Annotated in this window: 20 protein-coding genes; 7 read left to right on the top strand and 13 right to left on the bottom strand. The window is 62.3% G+C overall.

Annotation, left to right across the window (positions count from 1 at the left end; genetic code table 11):
* Positions 1 to 9: 9 nt before the first annotated feature.
* Complete coding sequence (locus R6U53_RS12280; protein WP_410322653.1) at positions 10 to 600, bottom strand: RPA family protein; 591 nt, start codon at positions 598 to 600, stop codon at positions 10 to 12.
* Positions 600 to 1,529: a replication factor A gene (locus tag R6U53_RS12275; RefSeq protein WP_410322652.1), complete on the bottom strand. Its 930-nt coding sequence runs from the start codon at positions 1,527 to 1,529 to the stop codon at positions 600 to 602. Before R6U53_RS12275 ends, R6U53_RS12280 begins: the two co-directional genes overlap by 1 nt.
* A gap of 172 nt (positions 1,530 to 1,701) precedes the next feature.
* Here R6U53_RS12275 and R6U53_RS12270 point away from each other — a divergent pair, with 172 nt between their 5' ends.
* Both R6U53_RS12270 and R6U53_RS12265 read left to right on the top strand, forming a co-directional pair.
* Positions 1,702 to 1,986 (top strand): hypothetical protein, encoded by a 285-nt coding sequence (locus R6U53_RS12270; protein ID WP_410322651.1) that lies wholly within the window; start codon positions 1,702 to 1,704, stop codon positions 1,984 to 1,986.
* Positions 1,987 to 2,017: 31 nt separating this feature from the next.
* On the top strand, positions 2,018 to 2,281 hold the full coding sequence (locus R6U53_RS12265; RefSeq protein ID WP_410322650.1) for a hypothetical protein: 264 nt from the start codon (positions 2,018 to 2,020) through the stop codon (positions 2,279 to 2,281).
* Between the two features lie 94 nt (positions 2,282 to 2,375).
* On the opposite strand, the gene R6U53_RS12260 is transcribed toward R6U53_RS12265, so the two are convergent.
* The 3 genes from R6U53_RS12260 to R6U53_RS12250 are packed head-to-tail and all read right to left on the bottom strand — an operon-like array spanning position 2,376 to position 4,189.
* Positions 2,376 to 3,164, bottom strand: coding sequence for an SDR family oxidoreductase (locus tag R6U53_RS12260; protein ID WP_410322649.1), 789 nt, complete (start codon positions 3,162 to 3,164; stop codon positions 2,376 to 2,378).
* 45 nt (positions 3,165 to 3,209) lie between these two features.
* Positions 3,210 to 3,665 (bottom strand): Tfx family DNA-binding protein, encoded by a 456-nt coding sequence (locus tag R6U53_RS12255; protein ID WP_410322648.1) that lies wholly within the window; start codon positions 3,663 to 3,665, stop codon positions 3,210 to 3,212.
* A 53-nt stretch (positions 3,666 to 3,718) separates the two neighbouring features.
* Positions 3,719 to 4,189, bottom strand: coding sequence for a TRAM domain-containing protein (locus R6U53_RS12250; RefSeq protein ID WP_410322647.1), 471 nt, complete (start codon positions 4,187 to 4,189; stop codon positions 3,719 to 3,721).
* Positions 4,190 to 4,718: 529 nt separating this feature from the next.
* On the opposite strand from R6U53_RS12250, the gene R6U53_RS12245 reads away from it, so the two are divergent.
* On the top strand, positions 4,719 to 5,231 hold the full coding sequence (locus R6U53_RS12245) for an ester cyclase (protein WP_410322646.1): 513 nt from the start codon (positions 4,719 to 4,721) through the stop codon (positions 5,229 to 5,231).
* Positions 5,232 to 5,338: 107 nt separating this feature from the next.
* Here R6U53_RS12245 and R6U53_RS12240 read toward each other — a convergent pair whose 3' ends face one another.
* The 5 genes from R6U53_RS12240 to R6U53_RS12220 all read right to left on the bottom strand — a co-directional run bounded on the left by R6U53_RS12240 (position 5,339) and on the right by R6U53_RS12220 (position 9,088).
* Positions 5,339 to 6,169 carry an IS5 family transposase gene (locus R6U53_RS12240; protein ID WP_410322645.1) on the bottom strand — a complete coding sequence of 277 codons (831 nt, stop codon included), beginning with the start codon at positions 6,167 to 6,169 and terminating at the stop codon, positions 5,339 to 5,341.
* 239 nt (positions 6,170 to 6,408) lie between these two features.
* Positions 6,409 to 7,401 carry a radical SAM protein gene (locus tag R6U53_RS12235; protein ID WP_410322644.1) on the bottom strand — a complete coding sequence of 331 codons (993 nt, stop codon included), beginning with the start codon at positions 7,399 to 7,401 and terminating at the stop codon, positions 6,409 to 6,411.
* A 55-nt stretch (positions 7,402 to 7,456) separates the two neighbouring features.
* The gene (locus R6U53_RS12230; protein WP_410322643.1) at positions 7,457 to 7,894 is read right to left on the bottom strand and encodes a DUF302 domain-containing protein; all 438 of its coding nucleotides are present in this window, start codon (positions 7,892 to 7,894) and stop codon (positions 7,457 to 7,459) included.
* 52 nt (positions 7,895 to 7,946) lie between these two features.
* Complete coding sequence (locus tag R6U53_RS12225; protein WP_410322642.1) at positions 7,947 to 8,339, bottom strand: DUF5611 family protein; 393 nt, start codon at positions 8,337 to 8,339, stop codon at positions 7,947 to 7,949.
* 26 nt (positions 8,340 to 8,365) lie between these two features.
* Positions 8,366 to 9,088 carry a hypothetical protein gene (locus R6U53_RS12220; RefSeq protein ID WP_410322641.1) on the bottom strand — a complete coding sequence of 241 codons (723 nt, stop codon included), beginning with the start codon at positions 9,086 to 9,088 and terminating at the stop codon, positions 8,366 to 8,368.
* A gap of 112 nt (positions 9,089 to 9,200) precedes the next feature.
* On the opposite strand from R6U53_RS12220, the gene R6U53_RS12215 reads away from it, so the two are divergent.
* The 4 genes from R6U53_RS12215 (at position 9,201) to R6U53_RS12200 (ending at position 14,055) form a co-directional block, all read left to right on the top strand.
* The gene (locus R6U53_RS12215) at positions 9,201 to 10,565 is read left to right on the top strand and encodes a HEAT repeat domain-containing protein (RefSeq protein WP_410322640.1); all 1,365 of its coding nucleotides are present in this window, start codon (positions 9,201 to 9,203) and stop codon (positions 10,563 to 10,565) included.
* 87 nt (positions 10,566 to 10,652) lie between these two features.
* A complete protein-coding gene (locus R6U53_RS12210) occupies positions 10,653 to 12,329 on the top strand; it encodes a hypothetical protein (protein WP_410322639.1) in 1,677 nt (558 codons plus the stop codon).
* Positions 12,329 to 13,267: a hypothetical protein gene (locus tag R6U53_RS12205; protein ID WP_410322638.1), complete on the top strand. Its 939-nt coding sequence runs from the start codon at positions 12,329 to 12,331 to the stop codon at positions 13,265 to 13,267. Before R6U53_RS12210 ends, R6U53_RS12205 begins: the two co-directional genes overlap by 1 nt.
* Positions 13,267 to 14,055 (top strand): hypothetical protein, encoded by a 789-nt coding sequence (locus R6U53_RS12200; protein ID WP_410322637.1) that lies wholly within the window; start codon positions 13,267 to 13,269, stop codon positions 14,053 to 14,055. The genes R6U53_RS12205 and R6U53_RS12200 overlap by 1 nt, the downstream gene beginning before the upstream one ends.
* A 25-nt stretch (positions 14,056 to 14,080) precedes the next feature.
* Here R6U53_RS12200 and hisE read toward each other — a convergent pair whose 3' ends face one another.
* The 3 genes from hisE to pdxT form a co-directional block, all read right to left on the bottom strand.
* Positions 14,081 to 14,389 carry a phosphoribosyl-ATP diphosphatase gene (gene hisE, locus R6U53_RS12195; RefSeq protein WP_410322636.1) on the bottom strand — a complete coding sequence of 103 codons (309 nt, stop codon included), beginning with the start codon at positions 14,387 to 14,389 and terminating at the stop codon, positions 14,081 to 14,083.
* Positions 14,386 to 14,832, bottom strand: coding sequence for a bifunctional nuclease family protein (locus tag R6U53_RS12190; protein WP_410322635.1), 447 nt, complete (start codon positions 14,830 to 14,832; stop codon positions 14,386 to 14,388). The genes hisE and R6U53_RS12190 overlap by 4 nt, the downstream gene beginning before the upstream one ends.
* A gap of 87 nt (positions 14,833 to 14,919) precedes the next feature.
* Positions 14,920 to 15,498, bottom strand: coding sequence for a pyridoxal 5'-phosphate synthase glutaminase subunit PdxT (gene pdxT, locus R6U53_RS12185; RefSeq protein WP_410322634.1), 579 nt, complete (start codon positions 15,496 to 15,498; stop codon positions 14,920 to 14,922).
* Between the last annotated feature and the right edge of the window lie 48 nt (positions 15,499 to 15,546).

The following is a 15,546-nucleotide window of genomic DNA, read 5'->3' as shown; positions in this document are numbered from 1 at the left end:
CGGGAGGAGCTACGGTTCCGGAGCGACTTCGGCGTCGGGTTCGAGATCCTCGAGCGCCGTGATGACGCCATCGCGGTACACCGACAGGTCCGACCCGTACTGGGTTTCGGCCATGGTGGCGTACTCGTTGGTCCCGTCGAACGCCTCGATGCGATCGAGCGTTCGATCCGCGGTCTCGACGACCCAGCGGTTCCGCGTTACGTCGTCGACCACGGATATCGATTCGGGACGGAGGGAGACGTTCACGTCGCCCTCGTCAGTTTCGTAGGTCCGCGGCTTCCCGACGACTGTCACGTACGCCGGCGTCTCCGTCTCTCGGAGCACCGACGTCGCCTCGGGCTGGTACTGGCCAGCGTAGGTGAAGAAGGTCCCGGTCGGATCGACGATCCGGCCGCGCCAGTACTCGGAGTCGTTGCCGACGTCCTCGGTTTCGGTCAGCGTTCCGGCGACGAAGACCCGGTTGGCCCGCTGGCCGGTCGGCAACAGCGAGTAGACCGGGGCACGGTCGTCGTCGGACTCTTTGAACGTGTACGTTGCGTCGTTGAATTCGGTCGCGAAGACGCGTCGGGCGACCTCGCGGGTGGGGACGGATGCACTCATTACAGGGACCTCGCTCTGATCAGCACGCTCTCGGCGTCCGTCGGCGCGCCGAGTCGCTCGATGTCGTTCGCCAGTACGTAGCGGCCGAGGGTCGGCCCGGAAACGCGGTAATAGCGGCCCAACACTGTCTCGCGCATCTCCTCGACGACGACCTCGGTGTCGAGGGCGTCCATGGCCATCTGCTGGGCCTCGTCGAGGGTGATACCGGTCAACTCCTCGGTCGACTCCTGGTTGAAGATCGTCTCGTGAATCTCGACGCCGTCGTCGAGAACGCCCTTGATCCGGAGGTCGAACTCGCCCTCGACTTCACCGTGTTCCGAACACCGGCCGTTCTGGAGGACGCGGGTACAGTCCTCCTCGGGACAGCGTTTGATGAGTCCGGAACCGGACTGAATGTCGACGAGCGCGCCCTCGACCTCGGTCGAGTCGTCGCCGACGTCGATGTCGGTGTCGAGTTCCTCGACCGTCGTCGAGGCGTTGAGTTTCACCGAGAACCGGCCTTGGTACTCGTCTGTGACGACGCTTCCGAGCCGGTAGACCGCACCTTCGTCGAGTTCGGGGAGGTCGCTCTTCGCCCACTTGGTGAACTTGATCGTGCCGGTCTCGTCGCCGAGGAGGCCGACCTGTGCGATCGAGTCGGCGCCCGGTTCCCAGAGATCGACGATCTTGGCTGTGAGATCGAGCCACTCCTCGGGCGCGTCGATGTCGGCGACGGCGGCCGACTGGGTCGAACCGCCCGAGAGGTCGTCTCGGTCCATGTCGGCCTCGTCGAGATACGACGAGACGATGCTTCGTCGGGCCTCGTCGACCGGGACGCGGTACTCGGAGACGAGCGTCTCGAGTCGGTCTTCGATCTCGTCGATCGTGACATCGAGGCTGTCGGAGAACTGTTCGTGTACGTCGGCTGCGTGCTCTCGCAGGTCTGTCATGGGTGTTTCCGTCTCCTCGTGTTTTCAGTGGGAGACGTACGTCGGTTGGTTCCTGATAGTATAAAAGCCGTCGGTAGCGCGGTGAAAGTGAAGCTGGACGACGAGGTGACGACACGTGGTGGACGGGTCGACGGGGAGTATTCCTATTACCCTCGCGTCCGTAGCCGGCTGCGTGAGCAACCGTCGTCGTCTCGAGCGTCTCCTCCGAACGAAACTCCACGCGGTCGGAAGACAGTACGAGGAGACGAAACGCGCCTACACCGACGCGAAAAGTGCGACACTCGCGAACCTCCCGACCGACGGGGAGGGACGAGCGCGGATCGTCTGTCGACGCTACGCCGAAAAGCGAGCCGTTTCGCTCGATTCGGACGCCCGACCGTCGTGTTACGATCCCGAGCATCCGGACTGTCAGGGCTGCGTCGAGGACATCCGCGAGAATCGAATCGAAACGTGGTAACGGAGGCCACGAACCGTTGAACGAATCACGAATGAACGATTCCGATCGCGATCGGCCGGGGACCCCGAACAGCGGTCGCGTCCGATGGCTTCTGGTCACGATCGGCTTCACCGTCGGCGCCAGTCTGGCGGTCGCTTTGGGAGCGTTGGTGTTGTTTTTCATCATCGTCTACGGCGACCAGTTCATCGGCTCCGAGCGGTCCCGGAGCCTGCTCGCGCTGTTGCTCTTCGTTGCACTCATCTCGATTCCCGCGTACGTGCTCGCGATCAGCGATCCCTTCGGAAGGTTTCGATGATATGACGTCGAGTCGCTGCGATCCGATCCACCGCCGGAGTAACCACGCCGTCGGTTTTCGGCGTCGTAATCGCCGATACGACGCCGTAGCGGAGTCAGATCCCCCGCATCGACCCGCCGTCGACCGGAACTGCGACGCCGTTGATGAATGAGGCGCGCCCGCTCGACAGCCAGGCGACGGTGTCGCCGAGTTCGCCGGGATCGCCGACGCGGTCGAGCGGAACTCCCGCCGACCACTCGCCGAGACCCTCATCGTACGCCTCGTACTCGCCTCGCTCGACGCCATCACGAATCAGTTCCTCGATTCGATCCGTCTCGTGGGCGCCCGGCAACACGCTGTTGACCCTGATCTCGGGAGCGAACTCGTCGGCGAGCGTCTTCGTCAATCCGAGCACCGCTCGTCGAACCGCGTTCGAGAGCACGAGATCGTCGATGACCTCCTTGACGCTCCGGGAGGTGATCGTCACGATCGTCCCGCCGCCGTCGGCCACGAGCGTCTGCTGGGCGGCTCGAACGGTTCGTACCACGCTCATCACGAGGAGATCGTAGGCGTCGTACCAGTCCTCGTCGTCGGTGTCGAGGAACGGCCCCGGCGGGGGGCCGCCGGCGCTCGTGACGACGTGGTCGAGGCGACCGAAACCATCGATCGTCTCCTCGACGAACGAGACGATGTCGTCGGGATTCGTGATGTCAGCCCGTATCGCGAGCACCTCGCCGGGGCCGGCGGCATCAAGCCGTTTTTCGGCATCTTCGAGTCGCTCGCTACTGCGGCCGCAGACGGCGACGTCGCACCCCGCACCCGCCAGCGCCTCGGCGCTCGCGAGACCGAGTCCGGCGGTTCCAGCTGTAACCAACGCCGCGTTACCCTCGATTCTCAGATCCATACCGGCCACAGGGCGGCGTATCGTATAAAAATCCGGCCGTCGAGACTACGTTCGCACGGTCACCCGCCCGTCGTGCGTAACGGTCACCGTCACATCGCGTCTGACCTCCCGGCCGACGATCGCGTCGCCGGCTGCATCGCCGATGAGTTTCATGAGCTCCGGCGCCGTCCGATTCACCTTTACCTCGGCGTCGTCGCAGGCGGAGTAGACCTTGTTCGGCACGTCGTAGAGATCGGTGCCGGACTCGACGGTTAGCCGAACGGGCGCCGTCAGCGCCTCGGCGAACGCGACGGTCTCTTTTGCCTTGGCGATATTTTCGCGCGCGCTCGATTCGACGCTCGAGACGTTCGCCCTCGAGGTACCGAGCGCCTCGGCGATCTCGGCCTGCGGAATGTCGCGCTCGCGGAGCGCGAGCACTTCCGCCTGCCGACGCGTCAACACGTTCGTCTCCGCGTCGAACCCGGCTCGGTCGAGCAGCTCGTCGGCATCGGGAATCGTCATCGGATATCACACCGCCCGGAGCATCGACTGTAACACACTCGCAGCACCCGTCGCTAGTTGCCCCAGAAGTTCTCACGGCTTCCCAACCGCCCGCGGTCGAGAGCCTTCTCACGGTCGCTTCGGTCGTCGGGTTCCCCAGCGGCCCCGTCCCCGTCGTCCTCGTCGGCCTCCTCGTCGGTCTCTTCGTCCTCCATCGGGAGTCGTTCGACTTCGTCGGCACGGGCGTGATTCGAGCGGACTTCGGTGATCTTGACTTTCGCGCGGGCGTCCGGCAACACGCCGTCGACCATCACGATGAAACCGTCCTCGGTCCGGCCGACGCCGGCACCCGATTCGTGGATGTCCTCGACGTCGACGACGACCTCCTCGCCGAGCTGTACGGGTTGCTGTTTGAGATCACGGATTGGCTGATTGTAGTGGGAGCACCACTCGGCACCGCCGCGGTCGCCGTAGTGTTGACAGCCCATGCCTTCTATTCGTTCGGAAAAACTGGGGCACTCGTCCGCGAGTGGGCATTCGGGCATACCTCCCCTTGCTCGGCAGTCGATTAAACGCTTGTGGGTCCGACCTTTTTCTTCGTCGGGTTCGCCTGCGGCGAACCGCCCCTCGAAAAACGTCGATGAAAAAGGTCGGATACTCGGCCTTCGGCCTCGCATCCGGTGAAACGTCTCGCTTCGCTCGACGTATGCTACTCCTTGCTAATTGTACTCCATAATCTCGATTTTCGACCTTTTTACGTCAGAGCAGAGCTCTAACGAACGTCGATAAAAAAGGCCGGACGCGACTGAAAAGTGTCCGGAGGACCGCGTCCCCACTTCGCTCGGACGCGGATGCTAGAACGATATCCCACCGTTTTTATTCAGAACCCCAGAATCAGACAAGACTAGCGTGCTGCGTAGAGAGCGTGTATCGATCAACGGTCATTCGTGGCCGCACTGAACAAAGAGTCGATAGCCAACCCTCGGATGCTACTCGGGCGGTAGTTCTCCCCGGGTGAGAATCACCGCAATAAAATTCTTTATGGAAGTTCATTATACTCTTGGTGGAACCATCATGGCCACAGTACCACAAACCGAGGAACAGATCAGAGAATTCGAACGGGAATTCGTCGACGAAGTGTGGAACGGGGACAACTACGACTTCATCGAGGAGACGCACAGCGAGGAATATGTAGGGCACTGGTTCGATATTGAGGGCGGCGATGTGGATCAGGCCGGCCTCGAGGCGTTCATCCGGGAAGCCCATGCGGGCTTTTCGGACTTCGAGATGTCGGTCGAGTTCATGATCGTTGAGGACGATACGGGGGTGACCGGCTTTACCGTGAGCGGGACCCACGATGGGGAGTATGCGGGTATTCCCGCGACGGACAACGTCGGGAGCAGCCCGGGTATCATGGTCCACCGCTTCGAGGACGGGAAGGTCGTCGAAGCGTGGGCTGTTTGGGATGCCCTCGGACAACTCCAGCAACTCGGCGTCCTCCCGAAATCGTTCACGTTGGCTTCGTTCCTCGAGACTGGGGCGAACCTGGCGAAACAGGACGTCCTCAAGCTCACCAAAGGCAAGTAATCAGCTACTCTCTTTGATTTCGTATTTTATCGAAACCACTCATCATGTGGAGTTTCATTTGAAACATCGCGCCCTGGGTCTTGTTTAGACGGTCGAAATCATCCGATTCAGGTCCTGAAAGATTGTTCGATGTTTCTGACGGCGGTCTTAACGACGAGTTCGCGGAACTGTCCAAACCACGTTTTTGTCTTAAGTGTTGACCCGAAACGCTTACGCAACGCGAAAAATATCGATTCTACGATAGAACGCTGATGGTAGGTTTCATCATCAATCCGAGCATTGTGTGCGGCGTCGAGCGAGTAGAATTCACGATGCTTGATCACCGGTCTAATTCCCTCGTTTCGTAGCATCTGCCGGATTTCATCCCAATCAAACCCTTTGTCAGCGACGACAGTTTCCACGTTACCGAGGTTTCTCTTCAGAATTTGCCACGCGATCTGTGTGTCATGTGGTAGGTTCATCGAGCAGTGTACGTCGAGAATAGCTCTCGTAGAGCAATCGACGAGAATAGTGGTTTTGACCGACTCAAACGTCCCTTTGACGCGCTTTGCGTAGTTATGGCTCGACGAGCGATGAGCGATGCTGGTGGAGTCAATTGCTTGGACTTCCCCGACATCAAATAATTCTGTTGACAGTTGCAACAGCATCCGCCAGACGGGCATTTCGAGATCTTGTTTTCGAGTACAAACGGTGGTGAAGTCCGGCAACTCATTCACTGAAAGACCGAGTTTGGCGACGATAGCAGGCATTTCACGAAGTACATCTAGCAGCTGTCGATACGAGTGATCGATATATTCTCGAAGACCGTGGATCGCCACAATCACCCAATCAGCGTAGCCACCTTCTCCTTTCCTGAGAGGTTCTTTCGGATCACTTCCGACAGCTTTTTGAGATAATTCGACGCACCGTTCGGTGAAGCGGGCCAGTTTGGAGTGCACACCCAACTGTGCTCGCTTCAGTTCCTAGAAATCCCGACATAGAGGCAATATTACTAGCGTCTAAACACGGCCCGCGCCCTGTATTCAGCACACGCCTGAAACCTATCATCAACGGAGGAGTTCTACAAGGCCTGATTTTTGCGTCGGGATCGAGGCGGACGAATCGCCTCCCGAAAACATCGTTAGAATTCACTAGCTTCTGATGGGCGCAGTAGAGAACCGGACACGCAGATACTCAGTTACGCCAGCGGCGTCCGCTCGACGACCGTCCCGTCGTAGGTCGGGTACTGCTCGACGATCTCGCCGCGCTCGACGTCGCCCGACTCAATCATCTCTTCGAGGAGCCACCACGCCAACTCGACGTGGTCGGATTTGGCCGTGTAGAACTCCTCGGGGACGCCGAGTTCCCGCAGCCGAGTCTCCGGTTCCCACGTCTTCCCGTAGACGAGCGTTCCGTCGTCGGTGATCTCGTCGAACTCCCGACGGATGTTTCTCGCCATACGCTTGAGCCGCGAACGATGCTGAGCGGCGTCCTTGAACACGCTCGTACAGAAATACACGCGCTCGTGGTCACCCATCCCCTCGAGAACGTCGTGTGAGCCCTCGACGGCCGACATGTGGTTCTCCTTGAGTTCGAAGCCCTGCTCTTGCATCCGGCGGTAGTTCCCGTCGGACATCTCGAACTCGTTGATGTTACAGAACTCGGCCGCGCCCTCGTCGAGGAACTCCAAAAATTCCGGCTCGGCGCGAATACCGGGGATCTCGAAGGCGGGCGTGAGTCCCTCCTCGCGGGCGATATAGAGAATATCCTCCCACTCGGTGCCGTGCAGATCGCCCCACTGTTCGTAGGGCGGGTGAAAGCGAATCTCGTCGAGACCGGCCTCGGCGAGGCGGCGCATGTTCCGGCGGCCGCCCGTGATCCCCGTGTAGAGGTGGGTGTGGTGGTCCTCGCCGAACTCATTCTTGAGGAGGCTGAGGTACCGACAGGTCCGCTCCATGGCCTCCTGTGGTTCGCCACCCGTGATCGAGGTGCCGAGCGCCTCCATCCGTTTGGCCTCCTCGATGACGTCCCCGTCGGACTCGACGGGCCGCTCGTTGGCGTACACCTGCGTGACGTTCTTTCGGTTCTCGCCGAGCGGGCAGTAAAAACAGTCGCGCTGGTCGCAGTACCCGTAGACGAAGAGCACCATCTTCCCCCCGACGGCGCACTGTTCACAGCCCTTCGAGATCATTCGTTGTCCCAGTTTGACCGTCGAGACTCAAAAGTCGTGCGTTCCGTCCTGGGGGCTACAACTCCTCGAAAAACGCCTCGACCAGTTCACCGGTCTCGGCGACGATTCCCTCCCACGCGTCGGTGTCGGGAGCCAACCCGACAAGGCGTCCGATCTTCATGATCGAGACGTGATAGACGCGCTGGACTCCCGGCTCTTCCTCCCAGATGACGAAGTTGCAGGGAAAGAGCGCGCCTTGCTTGAGAGATTGGTCGAGCGCCTTGTCCGCGACCGCGGGATTGCACGCGCCCAGCACGTAGTAGGGGTCGCGGTCGGCGTCCACCTTCTCGTTGAGCAGCGCGGAGGGGGAGAACTCGACGGGGACACCCAAGCCGACCGATTCGGCTGTTTCACGGGCGCGTTCGATGGCCGCCTCGTGGTCCATCTCCAACGTCGCCGACTGTTCGCCGATGTCTTCGGACTCGAACTCCGATGGGTCGAATGCGAGCGCCATACCGGCCTATCGGTAGCGACCGAGAAAAAACGACAGGGCCCGCTGGCGGTCGTTAGACGTTGTCCGGCGTCTCGGCGTCGTCCTCGACGGATCGTTTCATCGACTCGCGCCGCGACTTCGCGTCCCGACCGGTACATTCGAGCAGGAAGTCGTTTTTCGCCGTGTTCGCGTCGCCGGCCGCCTCGACGTCGCCCGTCTCCATCAGTTCCGCGAGCTCTCGCTCCTCGAAGTGGACGGCGAGTTTGTCCTTCTTTCCCGAGTACGAAACCGCGCCCGCGACGATCCGAGTGAACACCGGGTTGTCGGGCTCACCGACGACGTACAGGTCGCTGCCTTTGAACTCCTCGGTCCCCGTAATCGGTCCGAAGTACCCCTCGATCGTTGCCTTCAGGTCCGGGACGCGCTCTTCGAGATACTCTCCGCGTCGCATTTTGTACTCTTCCATATCAGGGGATATCGAAACCCGACGGTTTACTGGTTTCGTTCGGCTTCGAGCCACGCGTTGCACTCCGGACAGGGGTCGCCCTCGCGGTAGCCGGAGTTCGCCTCGATGCTGAACGAGCAGTCCGGACAGACGATCCTCCCCTCGGGGACCGTGAGTCCGGAGAGCGACTCCTCGTCCGGATCGAGCGGGGCGTCGTCGCCGGCGTCCGAACCGTCGAGGTCGTCTGGCCACTGGCCGGGCTGTCGCTCCGGTTCGTCGTCGTCGGTGAGGATCTCCGCGTCCTCCTCTTCGGGGTCCGGCGGCACCTCGTCGTCCGCGTCGAGGTCCGACAGCGCCTCGTCCACCGTTTCGCCCTCATCGGGTCCGAGATCGCCGTCCGTCGCCCCGCTCGCGGTGCCCGACGAGACCTCGTCCGTTGGCTCAGTCGCCTGGGCGTCGGCGGCGCCGACCTCGTTTTCAACACCGCTCCGTTCGACCGCGCCGGCGAGACCACCACCTGCCCCCATGCCGTCTCGATCGGCGTCGGAGTCGGCGACGACGTCCCGTTCGTCGGTATCGATCCCCACGTCGGACGCGTCGACGACGGCCGCGACTTCGGTGTTCTCGGAGACGACCCGCTCCGCGCCGCAGTGGCGACATCGCTCTATTTCGCGCTCGGTGGTAACCACCTCGCTGCCCTGTTCTTCCCGTTCGCGCTCTACCCCGGCGTCCTCGAAGGCGTGGCCGAGTATCGAACAGCGGAGTCCCATTACCGAAACGTGGCCGTGACGAAGGTATAAAGCTTGACTCTGTGGCCCAAAAGTTCGCCCGCACGGATTTCCGCTCGCCCAAGAGTTATGTCATACCGTGTTAATGTCACACTTGAATACCAATACTGAGTATGAACAGGAGAACGGACGCGATTTCGGAGCGTATCACCGTGTCGGCGTCTCCCGGTGGGGGATGCGCCGAGACGGCGTACAGGTGGCGGTCGAATCGACGTCGAACGGAGCGAGAGAGATCGACTGTGGGGGGATCGGGATGGTTTTTTTCACACTGAAGATCATCCGGTTCTTTTTCCGGTTGACGCTCAAGATCGTACTGCTTCCGTTCAAGTTAGCGAAGCTAGCGCTGGGAATGCGATCGGGACCGAGCGACGACGAATACGGGGGGTTCGACCCCGACGTGGCCGAAGTAGGGGAGTCTGGGACGGGCGACGGTCTCCTCGATTCGGGATCGTCGACCGGATCGGATCTGCTAGACGTCGACCGCGTAACGGCGGCGAGAAACATCGTGTGGTTCCGGTGGGGACTGCTCGCCGTCGGCGTCGTACAGTTCCTCGCCGGCATCTTGATGCTCGTCGAGATAGTGACCGCGGTGAGTGGAACCGCGGCGAACACGGGCGGAATCATCGGCGGCATAATCGGCGCGACCGTCGCCGCTTCGTTGCCGATTCTGGCGGCGGTCGCGCTCACGCGAAAGCCGACCCTCGGATGGTACGCCGGGATGGGTCTCGTCGGATTCCAGATCGTCGGATCAGTGTTTTTCCTCCCGATAGGCCTCCTTTGGATGATCATCTACAGCCCGATCGCTTACCTCGGATACACGGGACGACCCGCGCTCGGCGTCGTGTACGGCGACGAATCGAGCGCCCGGTCGGGGGTCGAGACAGCGAGTGCCTCGAGTGAGTCGGACAGTGATGCGGATACCGCCTACGATGTCGAATCGGTCGAACGAGCCGAATCGACAGCGACGACCGAGGCGGCGGCGACCGAACCGACCGAGACCGCGAACGAATCGGAGCTGACCGCCGAAGCGTCGTCGACCGACGACCGGCCCGTCGCGGAAACGAGCCCCGAGCGCGACGGGCGTGAGGGGAAGGAGAGCGAGGACACGTCGGGCACCAGCGCCGACGCAGTCACTGCGGACGCCTCGACGACGGAGGACGCGGACGCCGTGGTGGAGGCGTATCGCGACGAACTGACGGCGGCGGATCCGTCGGCGCGGGCACGGGCTATCAACGACCTCGCCTCGGCGATCGCCGACGATACCGTTCCGGATCAGTCGGCCGTCGACGCGGTGGTCGAGCGACTCGACGACGACGATCCGACGGTCCGATCGGCCGCCTGCGAGGCGCTCGGTTCACTCGGCGTGGATCGGGCCGAACCGCGACTGAAAGATCTTCGAATCGATCCCGACCCCGAGGTGAGCCGCGCGGCGACTCGCGCCCTCCGAAACTTCGAGTAAGATGCTCTCTCACGTTATACGTACGTACTGGACGGCGAATCGTTCACGAACACCGGCTCCGAGTGGCTCCCCGGGTGGGTGGTCTCGATGCGCGTAAGTAGCGCCGTTTACGAGACCGACGACCCAGTCGATTCGGACCGCGCGCGCTCGCTTGCGATCAACGAAGTACTCAGAGAGCCGCTCTCCGAACACCTCGACACACAGCAGAGGCGGCTCCGCTACGCGCTCGGTATCGGCGCGGTCGGCGTCGTCGCCGGCATCGTCGGATTCGTCGCCGCCAACGCCACCGTCGGTGCGATCCTCGTGGTTCTCGGTCTCCTCGTCGGAGGGGGCGGCTACGCGTACAGTACCTCCCGTTCGCCCGACGTGACCGTCACGTCGATTACGGAGGGATACTGGACGAGTCGATCGTTGCCCGTCCAGGACGGCACGATCGTCTACGACGTGAGCGCGTCGCTGTCGCCGACGGCGTTCGAACTCGAGCGCCTTTCGAGCGAGGAGACGATCGCCGACGCGAGCGAGCGGCTCGACGAACTCGACGATTTTCCGGTAGTGTTGCCCCGCGAGGACAACGTCGAGGCGGAGGTGACCGAAACACTCGAATCGATCAAATCTGAGATCGACGCCGCCGAACAGCACACCGTCGAGGCCCCGGTGATCGCCGCGGACTCGCCCGAGGCGACGGCGGTCTCGGAGCTCGCCTCGCTCGCGGACACCGACGAGCACGTCGACATCGATCCGTCGATCGAGCTCGAGGAGGCGAGGGCCGATGTCGAGGACCTCGACGAACTCGAACGGATGGCCGCCGTGACCGACGAGGACGCGAAGCTCGAGCGCATCTCCGATACGACCCGGTCGCTCGTCAACGACCTCTCGGGGATGCAAGAGACCGCGATCGACCTGCTGAACGAGCACGTCGCGACCGCCGCTGACGCGTTCGGATTGGTGAGTTACAACTTCTACTGTCCGGATTGTCTGGTCGACGACATCGATGCGCCGGTCGAACTGTCGGACGCACAGGAGGGAGCGTGGTACTGTGACACATGTCGGGATCAGTACCCAACTGAGGACGTGATCCCGCGACACAAGATCAAAGACGACGTCGTCAATCCAGTCTGGGATCAGCTGTGGATCGAGAAGGACGACGAGCGACGTGGCGTCTACGAGAGTATCGAGGATCAAAAGTCCGAGCTACAGGAGCGGGAGTTCGAACAGCGTCGCGAGGAGATTCGATCGGTGTCAGATCGAATCCGAGACCTCCGCTCTCGGATCCGCGACCTCAAGACCGAAGCCAAAGCCGCCGAGGGGAAGGTCTCAGAGATCGGCTCGCTCATGGTGAAATACGAACGGCTCAACGAGGAACGCAAGCGTGACTTCGAGCGCGAGGTTGAGTCGTCTTTCGCCGAAATCGACGCAGAGACAGAACGGATCCTCGAACAGACTCGAAACGAGGAGCAAGAGCGAATCGAAGCGGCCCAAGAGGACGCCGAAAAGAAGGCACAGATGATGCGCGAAGACGAGCGTCGTCGCGAGGCGGAGAAGTTCATCGCCGAACAACAGATGGAAAACCGACGGACGAAAGCCGAGATGCGACAGGAATCCGAGCACCACAGCGAGGAGATCGACCTCGAGAAGCGCCACCATCTTGAGAGCCACATGTTCGAGTCGCGGGGGAAGATCGGAATTTCGTCTCGGATCGATCGAAAACGACTGCAGTGGGATCGGTTGAAGGGCAGAAAAGCCTACGATGGGGGTGACGACTGATGGCGAACGAGGACCTCCACAAGCCGCTCAAAGCGATCAATCAGACCCTCGCGAACGTGCGAACGCGCGTCGAGGAGCTGATCGGTGAAGTCCAGAAGGTGAAGACGGCGATCACCGACTCCGCGGAGATGATCCGCGATGCCATCCACGAGAACATCCAGGCGCAGGCGGAGCTGAAGCTGATGGAGCACGTCATGGACGTTCGGTCGGTCAAACCGCAGATCGAAGCCGAACACGAGCAGATCGTTTCGGAGCGCGACGAACTCGACGAGCGCGTCGAGAGCATCGCCGAACGGTACGAACGAAAACAGGCCGAACTGGACGAGAAAGCCGAGGAACGAATCCGTGACGTGGGCGAACACATCTTCGAGATCGACGAAGAGCAGTTCGAAGCCGGCATCGAGGACCCCTTCACACAACAGGTCACGGGAGCGTGGGAGGTCCTGCAAGCGCACAACGACGAGGTTCGCGAAGAACGAACGGAGAGGCTCCGCGGGACGACGGGGGACGTCGTCCAGAGCATCTACGATTACATCGATCGACAGGAGCAGCTCGTCGAGACGATCCAGGATCACCGCCTCGACGACGTCCCGCTCCCGACCGACAGCGATACGCAGCTACAGGTCCCGTACTACGTCGTCGAGTACGAGATCGACGGCGTCTCCGAGCGACAGATCGTCGTTCCCTCGCGTCTCACGAGCAACGGGGGCGAGTGGTGTTCGGTTTCGCTGTCGCCGATCGATGGGACCGAAGACCTCATGTCGGGCGTACACAGCACGATAAGCGGGGTCGAGGAGGGACGGCTCACCGACGCCGATCTCCGGGAGGCGCTCGAATCGCATGGCGAATCGTCGCTCGGCCTCTCGTACACCGACGCCGTGTCCGACGCGGTTCTCGAGGAGGGCGTCACTGTCGCAGTCGAAGGGGGGAGCGACTGATGGCGCACATCGAACGAACCCGCGCGGTCGTCGAAGCGGACGAGCGCTACGACGGGCGGATCTTCCCGGCCGAGCGCGCCGAGATCGATCGTCCAGTCCGGATCAACGAGGGTTCGACGGTCGAGGGGAGCGTCTACGGGAGCACCGTCGAGGTCGCCGGGGACGCCCTCGTCGAGGGGTCGATCATGGCGGCGGAATCCGTCGAGATCGACGGCGGACGCGTCGCCGGCGAGATCGGCACGCCGGGGCGAGCGGTCGCAAGCGAAAGCCGGATCACCGGGACCGTGACGGGGAAACGGGTGCGACTCACCGACTGCGTCGTCCGCGGCAACGTCGTCGGCAGCGACGTCATCTTGGAGAACTGCGTCGTCCTCGGCATCGCGACGGCGGACAGGGATCTCACGATCGAGGATACGTTGTGTTACACGTTCCGAAACCGCGGCGAGACGACCGTCGACGGTGCGACGACCGTCCTCCCGCAGGCGATCGCGGACGGTTCGATCACCTTCGAGACGCCGATCGCCGTCGCCGGTCTCGGCACGCTCGACCTTCCGACTGACGGCGGACTTCCGGAGATGGACGCGGACGACACGTACGAACGGGAGGGGACGACGTACGTGACCCTGGCACCGAGGATACTCAATCTCGAGAAGGTTACTGAACGGCTCGAAGAACTCGAACGGGGGATCATGGACGTCGTCGACGATACGAGCGACGACGCCGACGATCGACTGGGCGTCGAAGCGGTGTTGGAACTGCTCGATGTGGACGTCGAGGTCTCGGTCTGAGCGCCGGCGCTCGATCCGTGATCCATTACCCGTGTCGCTCTCGAAGTTCCGAACGGACGGCGTCGATATCGAGATCTTTCATCGACAGCAACACGAGCAGGTGGTAGAGTAAATCGGCCGCCTCGTGTGTCAGCTCCTCGGTGTCGTCGTCCTTGGCCGCCAAGATGAGTTCCGTCGTCTCCTCGCCGAGTTTCTCGAGGACGGCGTTTTCGCCTTTTTTGTGGGTGAAAAGCGACGTGGTGTAGGAGCCGTCGGGGAGTTCCGCCTTTCGCGATTCGATCAACGCGGAGAGGTCGTCGAGGATGTCGCCGCCGCCGTCGTGACCATCGCTCATGCGCCAATCAAGGTCCGGATATCGTCTAAGTGTTCGTATTCGGCGATGGGCTCGCGACCCTCCTCGAACACCGACGGCGCGATCTCGATGTCGGCGTTCGTCCGCGCGGCGAGAGCCAGCGAATCGCTGGGGCGAGCGTCGACGACGACCCCGCCACGCGGCGTGTCGAGGTACAGGTCGGCGATGTACGTCTCGTCCTCGAGTCCGGAGATGGTGACACGATCGACCCGGCCGCCCAATTCCTCGACCACGTCGAGCAGGAGATCGTGCGTGAGCGGCCGACCGATATCGACCGCATCGAGGCCGCGAACGATGCTCGCGGCCTCCTCGAAGCCGACGAAGATGGGAACGACGTCAGTCTCACCCTCGACAGCGAGCGTGACGATCGCGACGACTCCCGAGGGCGACTCGGCGAACCGAACGCCCTCGATGTGTGCGTCCATGGGCGATTGAAGCGTCGAAACGGTAAAAATCCGCGTGTCGACCGAGACGCCCGCGAATCGGGCTGAACACCTCGGGGAACGCGCCCGCTACTCGAAAAACGCCAGCCCGTGAATTCGCGAGTCGTCGGTCAGTTCGGGGTGAAATGAGGTGCCGACGATGGCGCCTTGGCGGACGGCGACCGGTCGACCGTCGACCGTCGCGAGCACCTCGACGTCCGGGCCGACCTCGTCGATCGCCGGAGCGCGGATGAAGACGGCCGGAAACGGCGATTCGAGCCCGGTCACGTCGAGGGCGGCCTCGAAGCTATCCGCCTGTCGACCGAAGACGTTGCGGTCGACGGTCGCATCGAGGACGTCGAGCGTCGCGACGCGGTCGTCCTTCGCGTCGGAACTGGCGACGATGAGGCCCGCGCAGGTGGCGAGCATCGGTTTGCCGGCGGCGGCGAACGCCTCGATCTCCGCGTCGATTCCCTCGTCGACGAGAAGTCGCGAGATGGTGGTCGATTCCCCGCCGGGCAACAGGAGGAGGTCGCAGTCGGGGACGACGCCTGCGGTCCGGATGGTTTCGACGGTGCAGGCCTCGCCGTGTCGGTCGGCGGCGCGTCGGATGGCGTCGGCGTGTTCGGCGACATCGCCTTGGACCGCGATGACGCCCGCTTTGAGCATACTACATGTAGTTCGGTCGATCCAAAAAAGGGCTCGGTTCATCCCCAC

The organism is Natronomonas sp. (assembly GCF_046483325.1).
In the GTDB taxonomy this organism is placed as follows: domain Archaea; phylum Halobacteriota; class Halobacteria; order Halobacteriales; family Haloarculaceae; genus Natronomonas.
Note: the sequence above shows the minus strand (reverse complement) of the source record. Positions and strands in the feature narration are given on the sequence as shown.